General features: G+C 64.0%; 2 protein-coding genes. Both read right to left on the bottom strand.

Annotated features, from left to right (window positions below):
* The coding region (locus H663_RS40215; RefSeq protein WP_240620597.1) for an Ig-like domain-containing protein at positions 1–2,099 on the bottom strand (2,099 nt) is incomplete at its 3' end.
* 950 nt (positions 2,100–3,049) lie between these two features.
* Entirely contained in the window at positions 3,050–19,066 is a 16,017-nt protein-coding gene (locus H663_RS40210) for an Ig-like domain-containing protein (RefSeq protein WP_205872763.1), read from the bottom strand.
* Positions 19,067–19,150 lie beyond the last annotated feature (84 nt).

Here is a 19,150-nt window from a genome sequence, read left to right as displayed (position 1 = left end):
ACGGTGACGTCAGCGGCGGTGAAATCGGTGGCGAGTTCGCTCAGGGTGAAGGTGATGAGGGCGGTCTGCCCTCCAGCCAAGGTGGCTTTGTCTGCGGTGACCGCAATCGCGGGCGGGGTGGTGTCGATCTTGCACTGGATGGCGATCGAGGCCATGTTGTTGAGCTCCATGCCGTCTTGGTTGAAGTTGCCTGCGGCGTCGGTGAAGCTTTCGCTGGCAATGAAGAGGGCCGCGCTCAGGGCGTTGGGGTTGGGCGTGAAGGTGGCGGTGTAGACGAGCGGGTTGGTGGCGCTTTGCGTCCAGCCGCTCAGGGTGCCGCCGATGACGGTGACGTCGCTTTGCGTGAAGTTGCTGCTGGCTTCAGACAGGGTGAAGGTGATGAGGTCGGTTTCGCCGGGCCTCACACGCGCTTTGGTGTTGCTGATCATCACGCTGGGGGCGGTGCTGTCTGCGGGGGCGTCGGTGTTGCACAGCAGGCCGACGCTGAAGGACGCGGCGTTGTTGGCGTCTGCACCGTCTTTGTTGAGGGCACCTGTGGCGTTGCTGAAGGTGTCGCTGCCGACCATGACGAAGGCACTCGACACGTTGGCGCTGGGCGTGAAGGTGGCGGAGTAGCTGGTGCCCGCGCCGGTGAAGTTGCTCAGGCTGCCACCAATGGCCGTGACGTCAGCGGCGCTGAAGTTGGTGCTGGCCTGGGACAGGGTGAACGACAGGGTGGCGGTTTCGCCCATGGCCAGGTTGTTTTTGCTGGCGTTGATGGCGATGACGGGGTTGGTGGTGTCGTTCATGGCTGTGCTTCCTGCTGATGTTGTGTTGCTTGCGGTGTTGGTGACGGTGGGGGCGTAAGTGGGGGCGTAGGTGGGGGCGGTGTTGAGGCCTGAGGTGGTGCCTGTGGGGGTGCCGGAGTTGACGATGACAGGTGTGACGGGAGGCGGGGCGATCGGGGTGCCGGTGGGCGGGGCGATCACGTTGCCGGTGGGCGGGGCGATCACGTTGCCGGGGGGCGGGGCCACAGGAATGCTGTCGACCATGATTTGTTGGACGGCGCTGGAATTCATTTCTGTGCCGATTTGCTGGACCAGCTGGGCGTTGGCGCCTTGGGTGGCCAGGGTTTGCGTCAGGGTGGCGGCGATGTCCATTTCCTTGATCAGCAAGTTGCGCAGCTGCGGCATGCCCACATTGCCCACGCCCGTCGCAAAGAGAGGATTTTTAAGGGTGGTTTCGATGACTTTGAGCAGGGCCGGGTCGTCGAGGATGGCGGCGGTGGTGACTTCGGCATAGAGCACGGGGTCGACCAGGGTGGGCGCAATGAGCGGCAGTTTGTTGCCGGTGACGGCGTTGTCCACAGCGCCTTTCAGGGCGGCTTGCATTTCGGGACTGTTGACCAGGTTGTTCATGTCCATGGTGACCTGGGTGCTCAGGTCGGTGACGAGGCCGGGGTCGGTCAGGGTCACGATGGGGTCGACCATGGGCGGTGGGCTGAGGGGCTTGCCGGATGCGTCGGTGGGGATGGCTGTGGTGTCTGTTGTGGGGGCCATGGTGTTCATCGCAATCAGGTCGTCCAGGCTGGGTAACGTGATGTTTTTCAGCATGGAGGGGTCAAAGGGGACGGGGGTGTTGGGCAGCACGGGCCACAGAGCGTCGTTGCTGAAGGTGCTGAGCAGCGCGTCGTTGGGCGCGGCATTTTGGAAAGCGTTGATGAGCGCGGGGTCGCTTTGCTGCGCTTGCATGGTGGCGATGACGTGGCCGGCAAAGCCCAGCCACTGCACCACCAGGGCGCTGGTTTTGTCGGCCCCCAGCTGCTCCAGGGCCTGCACGGTGTCGGGCTTGGCCAGCAAGAGTGCGGGCATGGCTGCGGCCAATTCGTTGGCGGCGACTTCGAGCAGTTCTTGCACGGCCTGTTTCGGGTCCATGTCGGCCTGAGCGCCCAGCATGACGATGTGTGCCGTGAGCGATTGGCGAATGGCCTCGTCCAGCATCAGGCTTTGCCCGGTTTGGAGCAAGGTGTTGGCCGCAGCCAAGTCCGCGCCCGTGAGCGTGAGGGGCTGTGTTGTAAAAACGCCTAATTCAAGCGTGATGTTGTCGCTGCTGATCGTCATGGCCGTACCCAGGTGTTGGTCATTGGTTTGTTTTTTGTGTTTCCTGTCACGCCTGTTTTGGCCTGCAGTTCCAGCGCTGCGCACTGCCCCCTTGCAAGGCTAGAAATGCCCCGCAAACCGACGCGCCAAAGCACCTCACGCCCCTCTGTAGAAGGCCGTGCGGTGCCCCGCTGGTGATGACATCCGAAATTCATTTTTTCCTCATGATTTCGATGTTTACAAACTCAAAAAACGACATATTTCCCAATGTCCAATCTATGATTTTTTTGATGTATTTATCGATTGAACCTTCAAGATATCGTCAAAAATGACATTAAAAAACCCCCAATTGGGGTAGACCAGATGATGTTTTTGCTGAATTTTTTGTCGTAATTTGTCTTTGCTGACAAATTCAATCTGGTCAAAACAGGCAGGTGATGCGCCCAGAAACCGGCATCGCGAGCGGAGCACCTGTGATTGCGCCCACTCCCCGTGATTGCGCGTCACCTCATCCGTCATTGAGAGCCCCCCTCCCCGTCATTGCGAGCGGAGCGCGGCAATCCAGCGACTGCGGTCATCCCGGCGCCAATGCCATTGCAAGCGCCGCAGCTGGATTGCCGCGTCGCAGGCTCCTCGCAATGACTGGAGAGGGTGCCTATGCCAAGCGCCACAGCTGGATTGCCGCGTCGCAAGCTCCTCGCAATGACGGGAGAGGGTGCCTGTGCCAATCGCCGCAACTGGATTGCCGCGTCGCAAGCTCCTCGCAATGACGGGAGAGAGCGCCTATGCCAAGCGCCGCAGCTGGATTGCCGCGTCGCCAGCTCCTCGCAATGACGGGAGAGGGTGCCTATGCCAGGCGCCGCAGCTGGATTGCCGCGTCGCAGACTCCTCGCAATGACGGGAGAAGGCGGCAATGCCTTTTGCGGGTGCCCCGGCATGGATGAATGGCCAGGGTTAGCCATTGGCGTGCTTTACAGGTTGGTTCTTGTCATGGCCTCGTCGATGAAGAGGGTGGCGCCGTTGTAGCTCATTTCGCGGTAGGTGTCAGCGGCTGCGAAGGCGTAGTCTGTGCCGTAGGTGGTGGCCAGGCTTGCGCCGGACACGCCGCTGGTCACGGTGGTCCAGTTGATGCCGCCGACCAGTTGTACCGTGTCTCCGGCATTGCCATTGAGCACCATCATGCTGCCCTCGTTGGCGGTCGTGGCCAGGTTGTCGGCGATATCTGACATGTTGAGCACTGAGTTCAAGTTGAGCTTGACGATGTTGTTGCCCGTGCCGGTGATGTCGATCGACTCGAAGTTTTTCAAGTTGTTGCCCACGTTCACGTTGGTCAAATCCAAAGTCATCCCTGTGCCAAAGAGCTCCAAGATGTCGACTCCGGTGCCGCCATCAAAGCTGGCGTTGCCCGTGGCCAGCGCCAGTTTGGTGACGTTGGAGGCGAAGATTCTCAGATCGTCATCGCCTGCGCCCAAGTTGACAGATTCGACGCCGTTGGTCGATTGTCCAACGGCATAAATGATGTCATCCGCGGGGCCTGTGACCAATGGTGCTGGCGTGCTGCCGACGGTCGCGCCGGCTACGCCCCAACCGTCGAGGGTGTATTTCGTCAAGCTCGCGTCGTAGGCCTGTGAGCTTGAAGCCCCCATGCCGCTGGCGCCTCCTGTGGTTGCCGTGAAGTTGCCATCGGCCACGGCCACGGTCATGTTGCCCGCACCCAAATTGGGCGTGTTGATGCTCATGACCCAAGTCTTGTTGTCCAGCTGGATCAGCGGGCCTTTCACACCGCCACCGGTCACTACCACATCGCTGGCATCAAAGCCTGTGACGGCCTGGTCGAACTGGAAGGTGTAGTTGACGGACACGCCCGTGGCCACTGTGACTACGGTGTCGTCGCTGAGGGTGAGTTTGGGTGTGCTGCCAGACACTGCGTTCAACTCGAAGCGGTTGGACGCGGTGACGGCAGAGCCATCGGCGTTCTTCACTTGGGCGGTGTAGGAATCACCGCCTGTGGTGATGGTGGTGTCGTTGATCGACCAACTGGAGCCATTGACGCTGGCATTGCCCAGGCTGACGCCATTGCTGAACACCTGCACATATTGACCGGCCAGCAAAGGCGTGGCCAAGGTGCCGTTGACCGTGCCGGTGGTGAAGCGCGTGGCACTGCCATGGGCCAGTTGCGTGGTCTCTGCCAAACCTTCGACACGGACTTGCAAGTTGTCAAGAAAGTACTTGTCATTCGGTTGCCCTGCATAGCCAACCGAGTTCAAACCGACGCTGGCCGTAGAGGTTGTGACGGTCGATGGTGCCGCTTGCGTGCCACCGCTGGCCATGGTGGTGGACGCACTGGGCGAAGCATTTTTGATGATCTGTGCGGGCGTGCCGCCTGTGGCCAAATCCCAATAATTGGCCGACACCTGCGTGATGCCTGTCGGCCCTTGAACACTCCACTGATGGGTACCTGTTCCCGGCAGCTCGGTGTTGTTCAATATCAATGCCCGACCTGTATTGCCCGCACCCGTGCCATCGGCACCGATGGTGAAACTCGGTGCCTTGATGTCTTGCAGGAACGTCAGGCCGTTGTTGGTGGTGAATGAGTCCATCGACCGCAAGGTGTAAGGCAAGTTGTCAAACGTTTCGGTGAGCACCTTGGTGGTGGTGCCCGATGCATTGACGTGGGTGATGGTGGCCACGTTGCTGTCGGTGCTGGTGTTCACGTCGGCGTCCACCAAAATCTGGGCCTGGGTGGTGCTGTGGTCGTACACCCTGTACGACTGCGTCACGCCGTTGACCGTCAAGCTGGTGCTGCCTTTGTAAAGCCACTGGCCCGCCAAACCGGTGTTGCCTTCAACCGCGTTGGCATTCACAAGGCCATCGGTGTTCAAGGCCTCCAGCAAGACACTGTCGGTGTGGGTGCCGTTGACCACAAACTGCACTTTGTTGGTACTGCTGGTGGTGCCGGTGGCTTGCACGCCGCTGTTGCTGGCCGTTTGCGAGGTGCTGGCAAAGGTGTAGGGCGCCATGGTGGTGGCATTGGACCCACCCAGCGACAAGACATTGTTGGCCGACAAGGTCAGCAAGGAGTTGCCCTGCATCTCGATCACTTCGACCTGCTGGATGGGCTTGACCGTTTGTGTTTGGGTGATGGCGGTCAGGTCCAGTGTGGTGCCTGCGGCCAGCTGGAGTGTGTCCACGCCTGCGCCGCCGCTGATCAGGCCACCTGCGGTCAGCGTGGCTTGCAAGTTGGTGCTGATGGCGGTGATGGTGTCGTTGCTGGCCAGCGCGTCCAAAACACCTTTTGTGTAATTCAATGAATCCGGGTTGGGTGTGGCATACAGGAATTGACCGTCCACGAGTGAGCCATCTGGCGTGGGAACAGCGGGCATGAATGAGAAGTTACCCAAGGCAAGGTCAGCGTTGGCATAGTCCGTGTAAGCCGCCAACTCCAAGGGCACTGTGCCTGTGGTGGTGGCTGTGTATTCAATGGTCACCGTACCCAAAGAACGGGCAATGGTCGTCATGACCTTTTGGCCACCGATCAGTACATCCATACCGGTTCGGTTGGCGGGCGTAGAGGTGCCCAAATCGTCGAAGACCGTGTTGAAGTAGTCAAAGGAAACGGTGTAGGTTTTGCCCGCTTCAACGCTCAAATTCGATTGTAAAAATGGTTTTTTGAACGTGGGGGAGTGGACAAGGGGGTCACCCCAATAATCCAGGGAGGCAAAAAAGAATTTGCCGCCATTGGCCATCACACCCCATTTGTTGCGCGTTTCATAACCGGTTGCACCGGCTGCAACGTAGTTGGTCTTTTCGGACCAGGTGCCTTGTGACCATGTTCCGCCATTCAACTGGTTCAGGTCAATGCCTGGCGACACGGGGGTGCCAATGAAAGTCACGATGTTGTAGTTGCCAACGGAAGCCACGCCACCTCCGTCTGTATCCCAAACAAACCCTGCCTTACCCAAAGTGGTGCTGAAGCCCGTCAAATCACCCGTTTCAAAACGGCCGTTCGCAATCCCGTTGGCCGTTGGTGCAGAGACTGTCCACAGGTTGGACAGTGCACTGATGTTGCCGTTCACATCCGTCTGAACGGCAGCAAAGGTGTTGCTTCCTGCGCCCAATGCTGAGTTGCTGGCAAGGCCTGTGATCGACCATAACCCGTTCGCACCCACGGTGGCGCTCCCCACCAGGTTGGCACCCGTGTTGTCGTACAGGTAAATCGTCTCGCCCGCAGCAGCTGTTCCCTTGACGGTGCTCAGCACGTTGGCAGTGCTGGCGCCGTTGGCAATGGTGGTCGAGCTGTTGACGGTGTCGAACACGCCGGTGATGACCGGTTTGGCTTGCGTCAGGTCGGTGTTCACGATTTGCTCGGCCACCGGGCCTGCTGTGTTCGACGCGTCCACCACCTTGGCTGTGTAGGTCCAGCTGGCGTTGGTGCCATAAGCGCTCAGGTCAGTGATCGCCCAGGTGGTGCCACCGGTGGCCACGGTGGCGGTGCCGATCAGGGTGCCGTTGGCGTACACGTTGACCACTTCGCCTGCGGCCAATGGCGAACTCAAGAAGCCCGAGACCAGTCGGCCGGCCGAGGTGTCGTTGGTCAGCCAGTTGCTGTTGATGTTGGGCGTGGTGGTGACACCGCTGTCCTTGGTCATGCTGGAGAACGTGGCCGTGTTCGCCTCGATGGTGATCGGCAGCGCTGTGGCCGTGCTGGTCAGACCTTGCGGGCTGGTTTGTGTGACCGACAGGTTGTTGGCACCTGCGGGCAGCGGTGTGGTGGGCGTGACCGACCAGCTGCCGTTGGCCGCGACCACGGCGGTGCCGATGACGTTGTTCTGTGGGTCTTTGATGGTGATGGTGCCACCCGGCGTGGCACCCGCGCCGCTGAGGGTGGGTGTGGTGTCGGTGGTGCTGCTGTCGCCCTGGGTGCCGCTGTCGCTGGTGGGGTCGAGCACGGCGGCAGGCGCTGCGGGTGCGGTGGCAGCAGCTTCGATCGTGACAGGCAGCGCCGTGGGGGTGCTGATGTTGCCTGCCGGGTCGGTAGCGGTGACGCTCAGGTTGTTCAGGCCCAGCGGCAGTGCCGTGGTGGGGGTGATGGCCCAAGTGCCGTTGGCCGCGACCACGGCGGTGCCGATGACGTTGCTCTGTGGGTCTTTTACTGTGATGGTGTCACCCGGTGTGGCACCTGCGCCGCTGAGGGTTGGGGTCGTGTCGGTGGTGGTTTTGTCACCCTGGGTGCCGGAGTCGCTGGTGGGGTCGAGCACGGCAGCGGGTGCTGCGGGCGGCGTGGTGTCAATGGTGATGGGCAGCGCCGTGGGGGTGCTGATGTTGCCTGCCGGGTCGGTGGCGGTGACGCTCAAGGCGATGGTGCCATCAGGTAAGGCCGTGGTGGGCGTGATGGCCCAAGTGCCGTTGATCGCGACGGTGGCGGTGCCGATGACGTTGCTCTGTGGGTCTTTGATGGTGATGGTGTCACCCGGTGTGGCACCCGCGCCGCTGAGCGTTGGGGTCGTGTCGGTGGTCGTTTTGTCACCCTGGATGCCGGAGTCGCTGGTGGGGTCGAGCACGGCCGCTGGGGCTGCCGGTGGGGTCGTGTCGATGGTGATGGGCAGCGCTGTGGGGGCGCTGCTCAGGCCTGCGGGGTTGGTCTCGATGACGGACAGGTTGATCAGGCCTTCTGGCAGCGCGGCGGTGAGCGTGGCCAGCCAGGTGCCGTTGGCAGCCACCACGGCGGTAGCGATGACGTTGCCTTGGGGGTCTTTGACGCTGATGGTGTCACCGGCAGTGCCGGTTCCGCTCAGGGTAGGCGTGTTGTCATTGGTGGCGCTGTCGAGCAGCTTGCCGCTGTCGCTGGTGGGGTCGAGCACGGCGGCAGGCGCTGCGGGTGCGGTGGCAGCAGCTTCGATCGTGACAGGCAGCGCCGTGGGGGTGCTGATGTTGCCTGCTGGGTCGGTGGCGGTGACGCTCAGATTGTTCAGGCCCAGCGGCAATGCGGTGGTGGGCGTGATGGCCCAAGTGCCATTGGCCGCGACGGTGGCGGTGCCGATGACGTTGCTCTGTGGGTCTTTGATGGTGATGGTGTCACCCGGTGTGCCACCCGCGCCACTCAGCGTTGGGGTCGTGTCGGTGGTCGTTTTGTCACCCTGGGTGCCGGAGTCGCTGGTGGGGTCGAGCACGGCAGCGGGTGCTGCGGGCGGCGTGGTGTCAATGGTGATGGGCAGCGCTGTGGGCGCGCTGACGTTGCCTGCTGGATCGGTGGCGGTGACGCTCAAGGCGTTGAGACCTTCGGGCAGTGCGGTGGTAGGCGTGGCTGCCCAGCTGCCGTTGGGGGCCACGACGGCGGTGGCGATGACGTTGCCTTGTGGGTCTTTGACGGTGATAGTGTCACCGGGCGTGCCGTTGCCGCTCAGCGTTGGGGTTGCGTCGGTGGTGATGCGGTCGCCCTTGATGCCGGAGTCGCTGGTGGGGTCGAGCACGGCAGCGGGCGCTGCCGGAGGGGTTGTGTCGATGGTGATGGGCAGCGAGGTCGGTGCGCTGCTCAGGCCTGCGGGGTTGGTCTCGATGACGGACAGGTTGATCAGGCCTTCTGGCAGCGCGTTGGTGGGCGTGGCCAGCCAGGTGCCGTTGGCAGCCACCACGGCGGTGGCGATGACGTTGCCTTGGGGGTCTTTGACGCTGATGGTGTCACCGGCAGTGCCGGTTCCGCTCAGGGTAGGCATGTTGTCATTGGTGGCGCTGTCGAGCAGCTTGCCGCTGTCGCTGCTCGGGTCGAGTACGGCGGCAGGCGCTGCGGGTGCGGTGGCAACAGCTTCGATCGTGACAGGCAGCGCTGTGGGGGTGCTGATGTTGCCTGCCGGGTCGGTGGCGGTGACGCTCAGGTTGTTCAGGCCCAGCGGCAATGCCGTGGTGGGGGTGATGGCCCAGCTGCCATTGGCCGCGACCACGGCGGTGCCGATGACGTTGCTCTGTGGGTCTTTTACTGTAATGGTGTCACCAGGAGTGGCACCCGCGCCGCTGAGGGTAGGCGTGGTGTCGGTGGTGGTCTTGTCACCCTGAGTGCCGCTGTCGCTGGTGGGGTCGAGCACGGCCGCAGGGGCTGCCGGTGGTGCCGTGTCGATGGTGATGGGCAGCGCTGTGGGGGCGCTGGTGTTGCCGCTGGGGTCGGTGGCGGTAACGCTCAAGGCGATGGTGCCATCAGGTAAGGCCGTGGTCGGCGTGATGGCCCAGGTGCCATTGGCCGCGACGGTGGCGGTGCCGATGACGTTGCTCTGTGGGTCTTTGATGGTGATGGTGTCACCCGGTGTGCCACCCGCACCGCTGAGGGTAGGCGTGGTGTCGGTGGTGGTTTTGTCACCCTGGTTGCCGGAATCGCTGGTCGTGTCGAGCACGGCAGCGGGCGCTGCCGGTGGCGTGGTGTCGATGGTGATTGGCAGCGCTGTGGGCGCGCTGATGTTGCCTGCTGGATCGGTGGCGGTGACGCTCAAGGCGTTGAGACCTTCGGGCAGTGCGGTGGTGGGCGTGGCGGCCCAGGTGCCGTTGGGGGCCACGACGGCGGTGGCGATGACGTTGCCTTGTGGGTCTTTGACGGTGATGGTGTCACCGGGCGTGCCGTTGCCGCTCAGCGTTGGGGTTGCGTCGGTGGTGGTTTTGTCACCCTGGGTGCCGCTGTCGCTGGTCGGGTCGAGGATGGCAGCGGGTGCTGCCGGTGGGGTCGTGTCGATGGTGATGGCCAGCGCCGTGGGGGCGCTGGTGTTGCCTGCCGGGTCGGTGGCGGTCATGGTCAAGGCGGTGATGCCTGCGGGCAGTGCGGTGGTGGGCGTGGCGGCCCAGCTGCCGTTGGGCTGCACCACAGCGGTGGCGATGGTGTTGCCCACATCGTCTTTGATGGTGATGACGTTGCCGGGCACGCCGGTGCCGCTGAGGGTGGGCGTGGTGTCGGTGGTGGTTTTGTCACCCTGGGTGCCGCTGTCGCTGGTGGGGTCGAGCACGGCCGCAGGGGCTGCGGCTGGCGTGGTGTCGATGGTGATGGGCAGCGCTGTGGGGGCGCTGACGTTGCCAGACGGATCGGTGGCGGTAACGCTCAAGGCGATGGTGCCATCAGGTAAGGCCGTGGTGGGCGTGATGGCCCAGCTGCCGTTGGCTGCGACCACGGCGGTGCCGATGACGTTGCTCTGTGGGTCTTTGATGGTGATGGTGTCACCCGGTGTGCCACCCGCGCCGCTGAGGGTAGGCGTGGTGTCGGTAGTGATCTTGTCACCCTGGGTGCCGGAGTCGCTGGTGGGGTCGAGCACGGCAGCGGGTGCTGCGGATGGCGTGGTGTCAATGGTGATGGGCAGCGCCGTGGGGGTGCTGATGTTGCCTGCCGGGTCGGTGGCGGTGACGCTCAAGGCGTTGAGACCTTCGGGCAGTGCGGTGGTGGGCGTAGCGGCCCAGCTGCCGTTGGGGGCCACGACGGCGGTGGCGATGACGTTGTCCTGTGGGTCTTTGGCGGTGATGGTGTCACCGGGCGTGCCGTTGCCGCTCAGCGTTGGGGTTGCGTCGGTGGTGACGCGGTCGCCCTTGGAGCCGGAGTCGCTGGTGGGGTCGAGCACGGCAGCGGGTGCTGCCGGTGGGGTCGTGTCGATGGTGATGGCCAGCGCCGTGGGGGCGCTGGTGTTGCCTGCCGGGTCGGTGGCGGTCATGGTCAAGGCGTTGATGCCTGCGGGCATTGCGGTGGTGGGCGTGGCGGCCCAGCTGCCGTTGGGCTGCACCACGGCGGTGGCGATGGTGTTGCCCGCAGCGTCTTTGATGGTGATGACGTTGCCGGGCACGCCGGTGCCGCTGAGGGTGGGCGTGCTGTCGATAGTGATCTTGTCACCCTGGGTGCCGCTGTCGCTGGTGGGGTCGAGGATGGCTGCGGGTGCCACAGGCGCCAGGGTGTCGATGGTGATGGGCAGCGCCGTGGGGGCGCTGATGTTGCCAGACGGGTCGGTGGCGGTGACGCTGAGCGCGTTGGTGCCTTCGGGCAGCGCCGTGGTGGGCGTGATGGCCCAGCTGCCGTTGGCCGCGACCACGGCGGTGCCGATCACAGCGCCTTGTGGGTTTTTGATGGTGATGGTGTCACCAGGCGTGCCACCTGCGCCGCTCAGCGTTGGGGTCGTGTCGGTGGTGACGCGGTCTCCCTTGGAGCCGGAGTCGCTGGTCGGTTCGAGCACAGCAGCGGGCGCTGCCGGTGGCGTGGTGTCGATGGTGATGGGCAGCGTGGCCGCAGCGCTGGTGTTGCCGCTGGGCTCGGTGGCGGTGACGCTCAAGGCGATGGTGCCATCAGGCAGGGCCGTGGTGGGTGTGATGGCCCAAGTGCCGTTGGCCGCGACCACGGCAGTGCCGATGACCTTGCTCTGTGGGTCTTTGATGGTGATGGTGTCACCGGGCGTTGCGTTGCCGCTCAGCGTTGGGGTCGTGTCGGTGGTGGTTTTGTCACCCTGGGTGCCGCTGTCGCTGCTCGGGTCGAGGATGGCTGCTGGCGCCGCTGGTGCCAGGGTGTCGATGGTGATCGGCAAGCTCGGCCCCTGCGGGCTGACATTACCCCGTGCATCTTTGTATGCAAGGCTGATGCTTTGTTGACCGTTTGCCAAAGGCGTGACCGGTGTCAGGGTGCCAGTGGTCGGGTTGTAGCTTGATGCAACCGGTTGGCCGCCCGCGTAGAGGACCACATCCACGATGCCCAAGGGCAGTGGCTGCAGCAGCACAAAACTCGGCGTACTGTTGAAGGTGCGGTTGTCGGAGCTGCTGGTGCCCGTGTCGGTGAGTGCCGTCATGTCTGGCGCAGCCACAGGGGCTTGCGGCAGGTTGTGCTCGATCGAGGCGGGCTGAACAAGTCCATCACTGGCCGTGAATTTGACCAAACTGTCCGCCTTCATGCTGGAGGCCGGCAGGGTCATGCCGAACCCACCTTTCGCGTTGGCGTTGGCCTTCGTTTGGGTGCCATCGGTCAGCGTGGCGGTGACGATGCTACCCGGCAGCGCAGAGCCGGTCAGCGCCACATTGTTGCCGTTGAGTTCCTGATTCGTGATGACCACATCGCCGAGCAGCCAGCGGTTGAAGGGCGTGTCCAGCTCGAAGGTCTTTTCAGGGCCGTTGGTGGTGGACTTGAGGGCGGCGAGGGCTGCGGCTCGTCCTTGCTCCAGCAGGCTTGAGCCGCTGGCGCTCAGCGCACCGCCAGCTTGCACCTGCGTTTGCAGGGCATCGAGGCTGGCGTCTACGTTGCCCGTGATGCTGTCCAGGCCCGAGAGCTTGGTCAGCACCAAGCCGTATTTTTCTGCAGCCGTGAGGATCACCACGCCGTCGGCGTCGTATCGTTCGGTGGCGGTGAATTCCGCGCTGTTGGTGGTGGTGGGTTTGGCGGTGATGTCAACACCCGGGATGCCGAGGGCTTTGGCAACCACGGCGTTGACAGCGGCGACTGCGGTGCTGCTGCTCAAGGGTGCAGTTGCAGTGTCCGCGATGCCAGCAATCCGCACCGCCAGTTCGGTCACGGGGGTGATGTTGATGGTCAGGGTGGCGGTCATGTCACTGGCCACGGAGAAGTTGCCCCAGCCCTCTTCGGCCACGCCCATGGCGCGCAAGGTGGTGTCGAGTGACTTGCTTGTGGCACTGACTTCGTCCAGGTAATTGACCGCTGCGCCATTGGCGTCGACGCCCTTGATCAGCACGGTGCCACGGTATTCGTTGCGGTTGGAGACGGTGACTTTCCAGCTGCCGTCAGCACCCACAGTGCCCGCCCCCATGAGGGCGCCCGAGTTGTCGTAAACGAGGACATCTGTACCACCGCTGAAGGGGCCGGCATACACACCGCCCTGAATCACCAAGGGTGGGGCTGTGGATGCGGTCTCGATGGTGATCGGCAACGGTGTCGGTGCGCTGGTGTTGCCTGCGGTATCGGTGGCCGTGACGCTGAGGCTGTTGAGGCCAATGGGCAAAGCTGTGGCAGGCGTAGCGCTCCAAGTGCCATTGGTTTGCACGGTGGACGTGGCCATGACCTGGCCTTGTGCATTCAGGATGCTGATGGTCTGGCCTGGGGTTCCGGTGCCACTGAGGGTGGGGGTGGTGTCGTTGGTGAGTTGGTCACCTTGGGTGCCGCTGTCGCTGACGGGGTCGAGCTTGGCCGACGGTGCAGCTGGGGCCAAGGCATCGACCACCACGGTCACGCTCAGCGGCTGGCTGATGCTGTTTCCCGCCGGGTCGGTGGCGGTGACATTGAAATTGTGGGTACCTTCGGGCAGTGGTGTGGTGGGCGTGATGCGCCAGCTGCCATCGGCTTGCACGGTGGCTGTGCCGATCAGTGTGCCTGCGGCATGGTTGAGGGTGATGGTGTCGCCAGGCGTGCCTTGGCCACCCAGCGTGGGGGTGGTGTCGTTGGTCATGCTGTCGCCAAGGATGCCGCTGTCGCTGGTCGGCACCAATGCGGCCGTGAGCGCCTGGGCGCCTGTTGTGGCTGGCGCGGTGGTGTCGATGGTGATGGGCAGCGCCGTGGGGGCGCTGATGTTGCCGCTGGGGTCGGTGGCGGTGACAGCCAGGTTCGTTTGGGCTTCGGGCAGCGCCGTGGTGGGCGTGATGTCCCAGCTGCCATCAGGGTTAACGGTCGTGGTGCCGATGACGACGCCCTGTGGGTTTTTGATGGTGATGGTGTCACCGGGCGTGCCGTTGCCGCTCAGGGTTGGGGTCGTGTCGGTGGTGAGACGGTCTCCCTTGGCACCACTGTCGCTGGTAGGGTCGAGCACAGCAGCGGGCGCTGCCGGTGGCGTGGTGTCGATGGTGATGGGCAGCGCTGTGGGCGCGCTGACGTTGCCTGCTGGATCGGTGGCGGTGACGCTCAAGGCGTTGAGACCTTCGGGCAGTGCGGTGGTAGGCGTGGCGGCCCAGGTGCCGTTGGGGGCCACGACGGCGGTGGCGATGGTGTTGCCCGCAGCGTTTTTGAGGGTGATGGTGTCACCGGCACTGCCGGTGCCGCTGAGGGTGGGCGTGGTGTCGGTGGTGGTTTTGTCACCCTGGGTGCCGGAGTCGCTGGTGGGGTCGAGCACGGCAGCGGGTGCTGCCGGTGGCGTGGTGTCGATGGTGATGGCCAGCGCCGTGGGGGCGCTGGTGTTGCCTGCCGGGTCGGTGGCGGTCATGGTCAAGGCGTTGATGCCTGCGGGCATTGCGGTGGTGGGCGTGGCGGCCCAGCTGCCGTTGGGCTGCACCACGGCGGTGGCGAGGGTGTTGCCCGCAGCGTCTTTGATGGTGATGACGTTGCCGGGCACGCCAGTGCCGCTGAGGGTGGGCGTGGTGTCGGTGGTGGTTTTGTCACCCTGGGTGCCGCTGTCGCTGCTCGGGTCGAGGATGGCTGCGGGTGCCACAGGCGCCAGGGTGTCGATGGTGATGGGCAGCGCCGTGGGGGCGCTGACGTTGCCAGACGGGTCGGTGGCGGTGACGCTGAGCGCGTTGGTGCCTTCGGGCAGCGCCGTGGTGGGCGTGAAGGCCCAGCTGCCGTTGGCCGCGACGGTGGCGGTGCCGATCACAGCGCCTTGTGGGTTTTTGATGGTGATGGTGTCACCGGGCGTGCCGGTGCCGCTGAGCGTTGGGGTCTTGTCGGTGGTGACAAGGTCTCCCTTGGAGCCAGAGTCGCTGGTGGGTTCGATGATGGCTGCCGGTGCCACAGGTGCCAGGGTGTCGATGGTGATGGGCAGCGCCGTGGGGGCGCTGACGTTGCCAGTCGGGTCGGTGGCGGTGACAGCCAGGTTCGTTTGGCCTTCGGGCAGCGCAGTGGCGGGCGTGATGGCCCAAGTGCCGTTGGCCGCGACCACGGCAGTGCCGATGACGTTGCTCTGTGGGTCTTTGATGGTGATGGTGTCACCGGGCGTTGCGTTGCCGCTCAGCGTTGGGGTGGTGTCGGTGGTGGTTTTGTCACCCTGGATGCCGCTGTCGCTGCTCGGGTCAAGCACGGCAGCGGGCGCCGCTGGTGCCAAGGTGTCGATGGTGATCGGCAAGATCGGCCCCTGCGGGCTGACATTACCCCGTGCATCTTTGTATGCGAGGCTGATGCTTTGTTGACCGTTTGCCAATGGCGTGACCGGTGTCAGGGTGCCCGTGGTCGGGTTGTAGCTTGATGCAACCGCTTGTCCGTCCGCGTAGAGGACCACATCCACGATGCCCAAGGGCAGTGGCTGCAGCAGCACAAAACTCGGCGTACTGTTGAAGGTGAGGTTGTCGGCGCTGCTGGTGCCCGTGTCGGTGAGTGCCGTCATGTCTGGCGCAGCCACTGGGGCTTGCGGCAGGTTGTGCTCGATCGAGGCGGGCTGAACAAGACCATCACTGGCTGTGAATTTGACCAAACTGTCCGCCTTCATGCTGGAGGCCGGCAGGGTCATGCCGAACCCACCTTTCGCGTTGGCGTTAGCTGTCGTTTGGCTGCCATCGGTCAGCGTGGCGGTGACGATGCTACCCGGCAGCGCAGCGCCGGTCAGCGCGACATTGTTGCCGTTGAGTACCTGATTCGTGATGACCACATCGCCGAGTAACCAGCGGTTGAAGGGTGTGTCCAGCTCGAAGGTCTTTTCAGGGCCATTGGTGGTGGACTTGAGGGCGGTGAGGGCTGCGGCTCGTCCTTGCTCCAGCAGGCTTGAGCCGCTGGCGCTCAGCGCACCGCCAGCTTGCACCTGCGTTTGCAGGGCATCGAGGCTGGCGTCTACGTTGCCCGTGATGCTGTCCAGGCCCGAGAGCTTGGTCAGCACCAAGCCGTATTTTTCTGCAGCCGTGAGGATCACCACGCCGTCGGCGTCGTATCGTTCGGTGGCGGTGAATTCCGGGCTGTTGGTGGTGGTGGGTTTGGCGGTGATGTCAACACCCGGGATGCCGAGGGCTTTGGCGACCACGGCGTTGGCAGCGGCGACTGCGGTGCTGCTGCTCAAGGGTGCCGTTGCGGTGTCCGCGATGCCAGCAATCCGCACCGCCAGTTCGGTCACGGGGGTGATGTTGATGGTCAGGGTGGCGGTCATGTCACTGGCCACGGAGAAGTTGCCCCACCCTTCTTCGGCCACGCCCATGGCGCGCAAGGTGGTGTCGAGTGACTTGCCTGTGGCACTGACTTCGTCCAGGTAATTGACCGCTGCGCCATTGGCGTCGACGCCCTTGATCAGCACGGTGCCTCGGTATTCGTTGCGGTCGGAGACGGTGACTTTCCAGCTGCCGTCAGCCCCCACAGTGCCCGCCCCCATGAGGGTGCCCGAGTTGTCGTAAACGAGGACATCTGTACCACCGCTGAAGGGGCCGGCATACACACCGCCCTGAATCACCAAGGGTGCGGCAGTGGCTGCGGTCTCGATGGTGATCGGCAGCGGTGTCGGTGCGCTGGTGTTGCCTGCGGCATCGGTGGCCGTGACGCTGAGGCTGTTGAGGCCAATGGGCAAGGCTGTGGCAGGCGTGACGCTCCAAGTGCCGTTGGTTTGCACGGTGGACGTGGCCATGACCTGGCCTTGTGCATTCAGGATGCTGATGGTCTGGCCTGGGGTTCCGGTGCCGCTGAGGGTGGGGGTGGCATCGTTGGTGCTTGTGTCACCCAAGGTGCCGCTGTCGCTGACGGGGTCGAGCTTGGCGGCGGGGGCTGCCGGTGCCACGGCAGCTGCGTGGATGCTGAAGCTGGCGAGGTTGTTTTGGTCGGCGCCGTCTTGGTTGAGGTTGCCTGAGGCGTCGGTGAAGTTGTCGCTGCTCACAAACACCAAGGCGCTGCGTGCACCGGCGGCGGGGGTGAAGGTGGCGGTGTAGACGAGCGGGTTGCTGGGGCTTTGGGTGAAGCCGCTCAGGGTGCCGCCGATGGCGGTGATGTCGGCCAACGTGAAGTCGCTGCTGGCGTCACTCAGGGTGAAGGTGATGGTGGTGGCTTCACCGGCTGCCAGCACGCCTTTGGGGGCGCTGACGACGATGGTGGGCGAGCCGCTGTCGATGGTGATGGGCAGCGGTGTGGCGGGGCTGGTGAGACCGGTGGGGCCGGTTTCGATGACGCTCAGGTTGTTCAGGCCCTGGGGCAGCGGGGTGCTGGGGGTGGCTTGCCAGGTGCCGTTGGGTTGGACCACGGCGGTGGCAATCACGTTGCCCGCAGGGTCTTTGATGGCGATGGTGTTGCCGGGGGTGCCGGTGCCGCTGAGCGTGGGCGTGGTGTCGTTGGTGGCGTTGTCACCTTTTGTGCCGCTGTCGCTGATGCCGTTGAGGATGGCACCGGGCGCTGTGGGGGCCACGGGGACCACGCCGCTTTGGATGGTGAGCGGCAGTGCGGTGGGGGCGCTGGTCATGCCAGCGGGGTTGGTTTCGATGACGCTGAGGTTGTTCAGGCCCACAGGCAGTGGGTTGACGGGCGTGGCCATCCAGGTGCCGTTGGCCGCCACCACAGCGGTGGCGATGACGTTGCCAGCAGCGTCTTTGATGCTGATGGTGTTGCCGGGCGTGCCGGTGCCGCTGAGCGTGGGGGTGTTGTCGGTGGTGGTGTTGTCGCCTTGGGTGCCGCTGTCGCTGATGGCATTCAAGATGGCACCGGGGGCTGCGGGGGCCACGGCCACGGGGGTGCATTGCAGGCCGAAGGACCAGGCGTTGTTGATGTCAGCGCCGTCTTTGTTGAAGTTGCCTGCAGCGTCGGTGAATTTGTCGCTGGCCACAAAGAGCATGGCGCTCTTGGCGGTGGGGGCGGGGGTGAAGGTGGCGGTGTAGACCTTGCCGCTGCCCACGAAGTTGCTCAGCGTGCCGCCCAGCAGGGTGATGTCGGCCAGGCTGAAGTCGGTGCTGTCTTTGCTCAGCACGAAGGTGACGGTGGTGACTTCACCGACAGCGAGCGAGTTTTTGGCGGCGCTGATGGCGATGGTGGGTGCGGTGGTGTCGGAGCAGGTGCAGTTGAAGCCCAGCGAGACGGCGTTGTTCAGGTCTGCGCCGTCTTTGTTGAAGTTGCCTGCGGCGTCGCTGAAGCGGTCGTTGCTGACCAGGACCATGGCGCCTTGGGTGGTGGCAAAGGGGGTGAAGGTGGCGGTGTAGACGAGCGGGTTGCTGGGGTTGCGCACCAAGTTGCTCATGGTGCCGCCGATGACGGTGATGTCACTCAGGGCGAAGTCGTTGGTGGCTTCGGAGAAGGTGAAGCTGACGGTGGCGCTTTCGCCCTCCTCCAGCATGGTTTTGTTGCTGCTGATGGCCACGGTGGGGGCGGTGGTGTCGGCAGGGGGCGTGACGGGGGTGGTGTCGGGTGGGCAGTTGGTTTTGAGGCTGACGGCGTTGTTGATGTCAGCGCCGTCTTTGTTGTTGTTGCCTGCGGCGTCGGTGAAGGTGTTGCTGGACACCACGATCATGGCGCTGGAGCCCGTGGCGGTGGGCGTGAAGGTGGCGGTGTAGCTGGTGCCCGAGCCCTGGAAGTTGCTGAGCGTGCCGCCGGTGACGCTGATGTCGCTCAGGGTGAAGTTGCTGCTGGCTTCAGACAGGGTGAAGGTGATGGTGGCGGTTTGGCCGACCAGCAGGTCGACTTTGTCGCTGCTGACGATGATGGTGGGGGGGGTGCTGTCGAGGTTGAAGCTGACGGTGTTGTTGGTTTCTGCGCCGTCTTGGTTGTTGTTGCCTGCGGCGTCGGTGAAGCGGTTGCTGTCGACCTTGACGCTGGCGGTGCTGGCACCGGCGGTGGGCGTGAAGGTGGCGGTGTAGCTGGTGCCGGAGCCGCTGAAGTTGGAGAGCGTGCCGCCGGTGACGGTCACGTCGGCTGCGGTGAAGTTGACGCTGGCTTCAGACAGGGTGAAGGTGACGGTGGCCGTCTCCCCTGCCCCGAGGCTGGATTTGGGGCTGCTGACGATGACGGTGGGGGGCGTGACGTCAAGGTTGATCGTGAAGCTGACGGCGTTGTTGGTGTCGCTGCCGTCTGCGTTGGCGTTGCCCGAGGCGTCGGTGAATTTGTTGCTGGCCACGGTGACGCTGCCGCTGATCACACCGCCTGGTGGGGGGGGGTTGCCGCCCAAGAGGGTCGCGTCATTGGCCGTGAAGGTGGCGGTGTAGACCAGGGGGTTGGTGGTGCTTTGGGCAAAACCGCTGAGCGTGCCGCC

The sequence above is a fragment of the Limnohabitans planktonicus II-D5 genome, from assembly GCF_001270065.2.
GTDB lineage: Bacteria > Pseudomonadota > Gammaproteobacteria > Burkholderiales > Burkholderiaceae_C > Limnohabitans_A > Limnohabitans_A planktonicus.
This window is presented reverse-complemented; position numbering and strand designations above follow the sequence as displayed.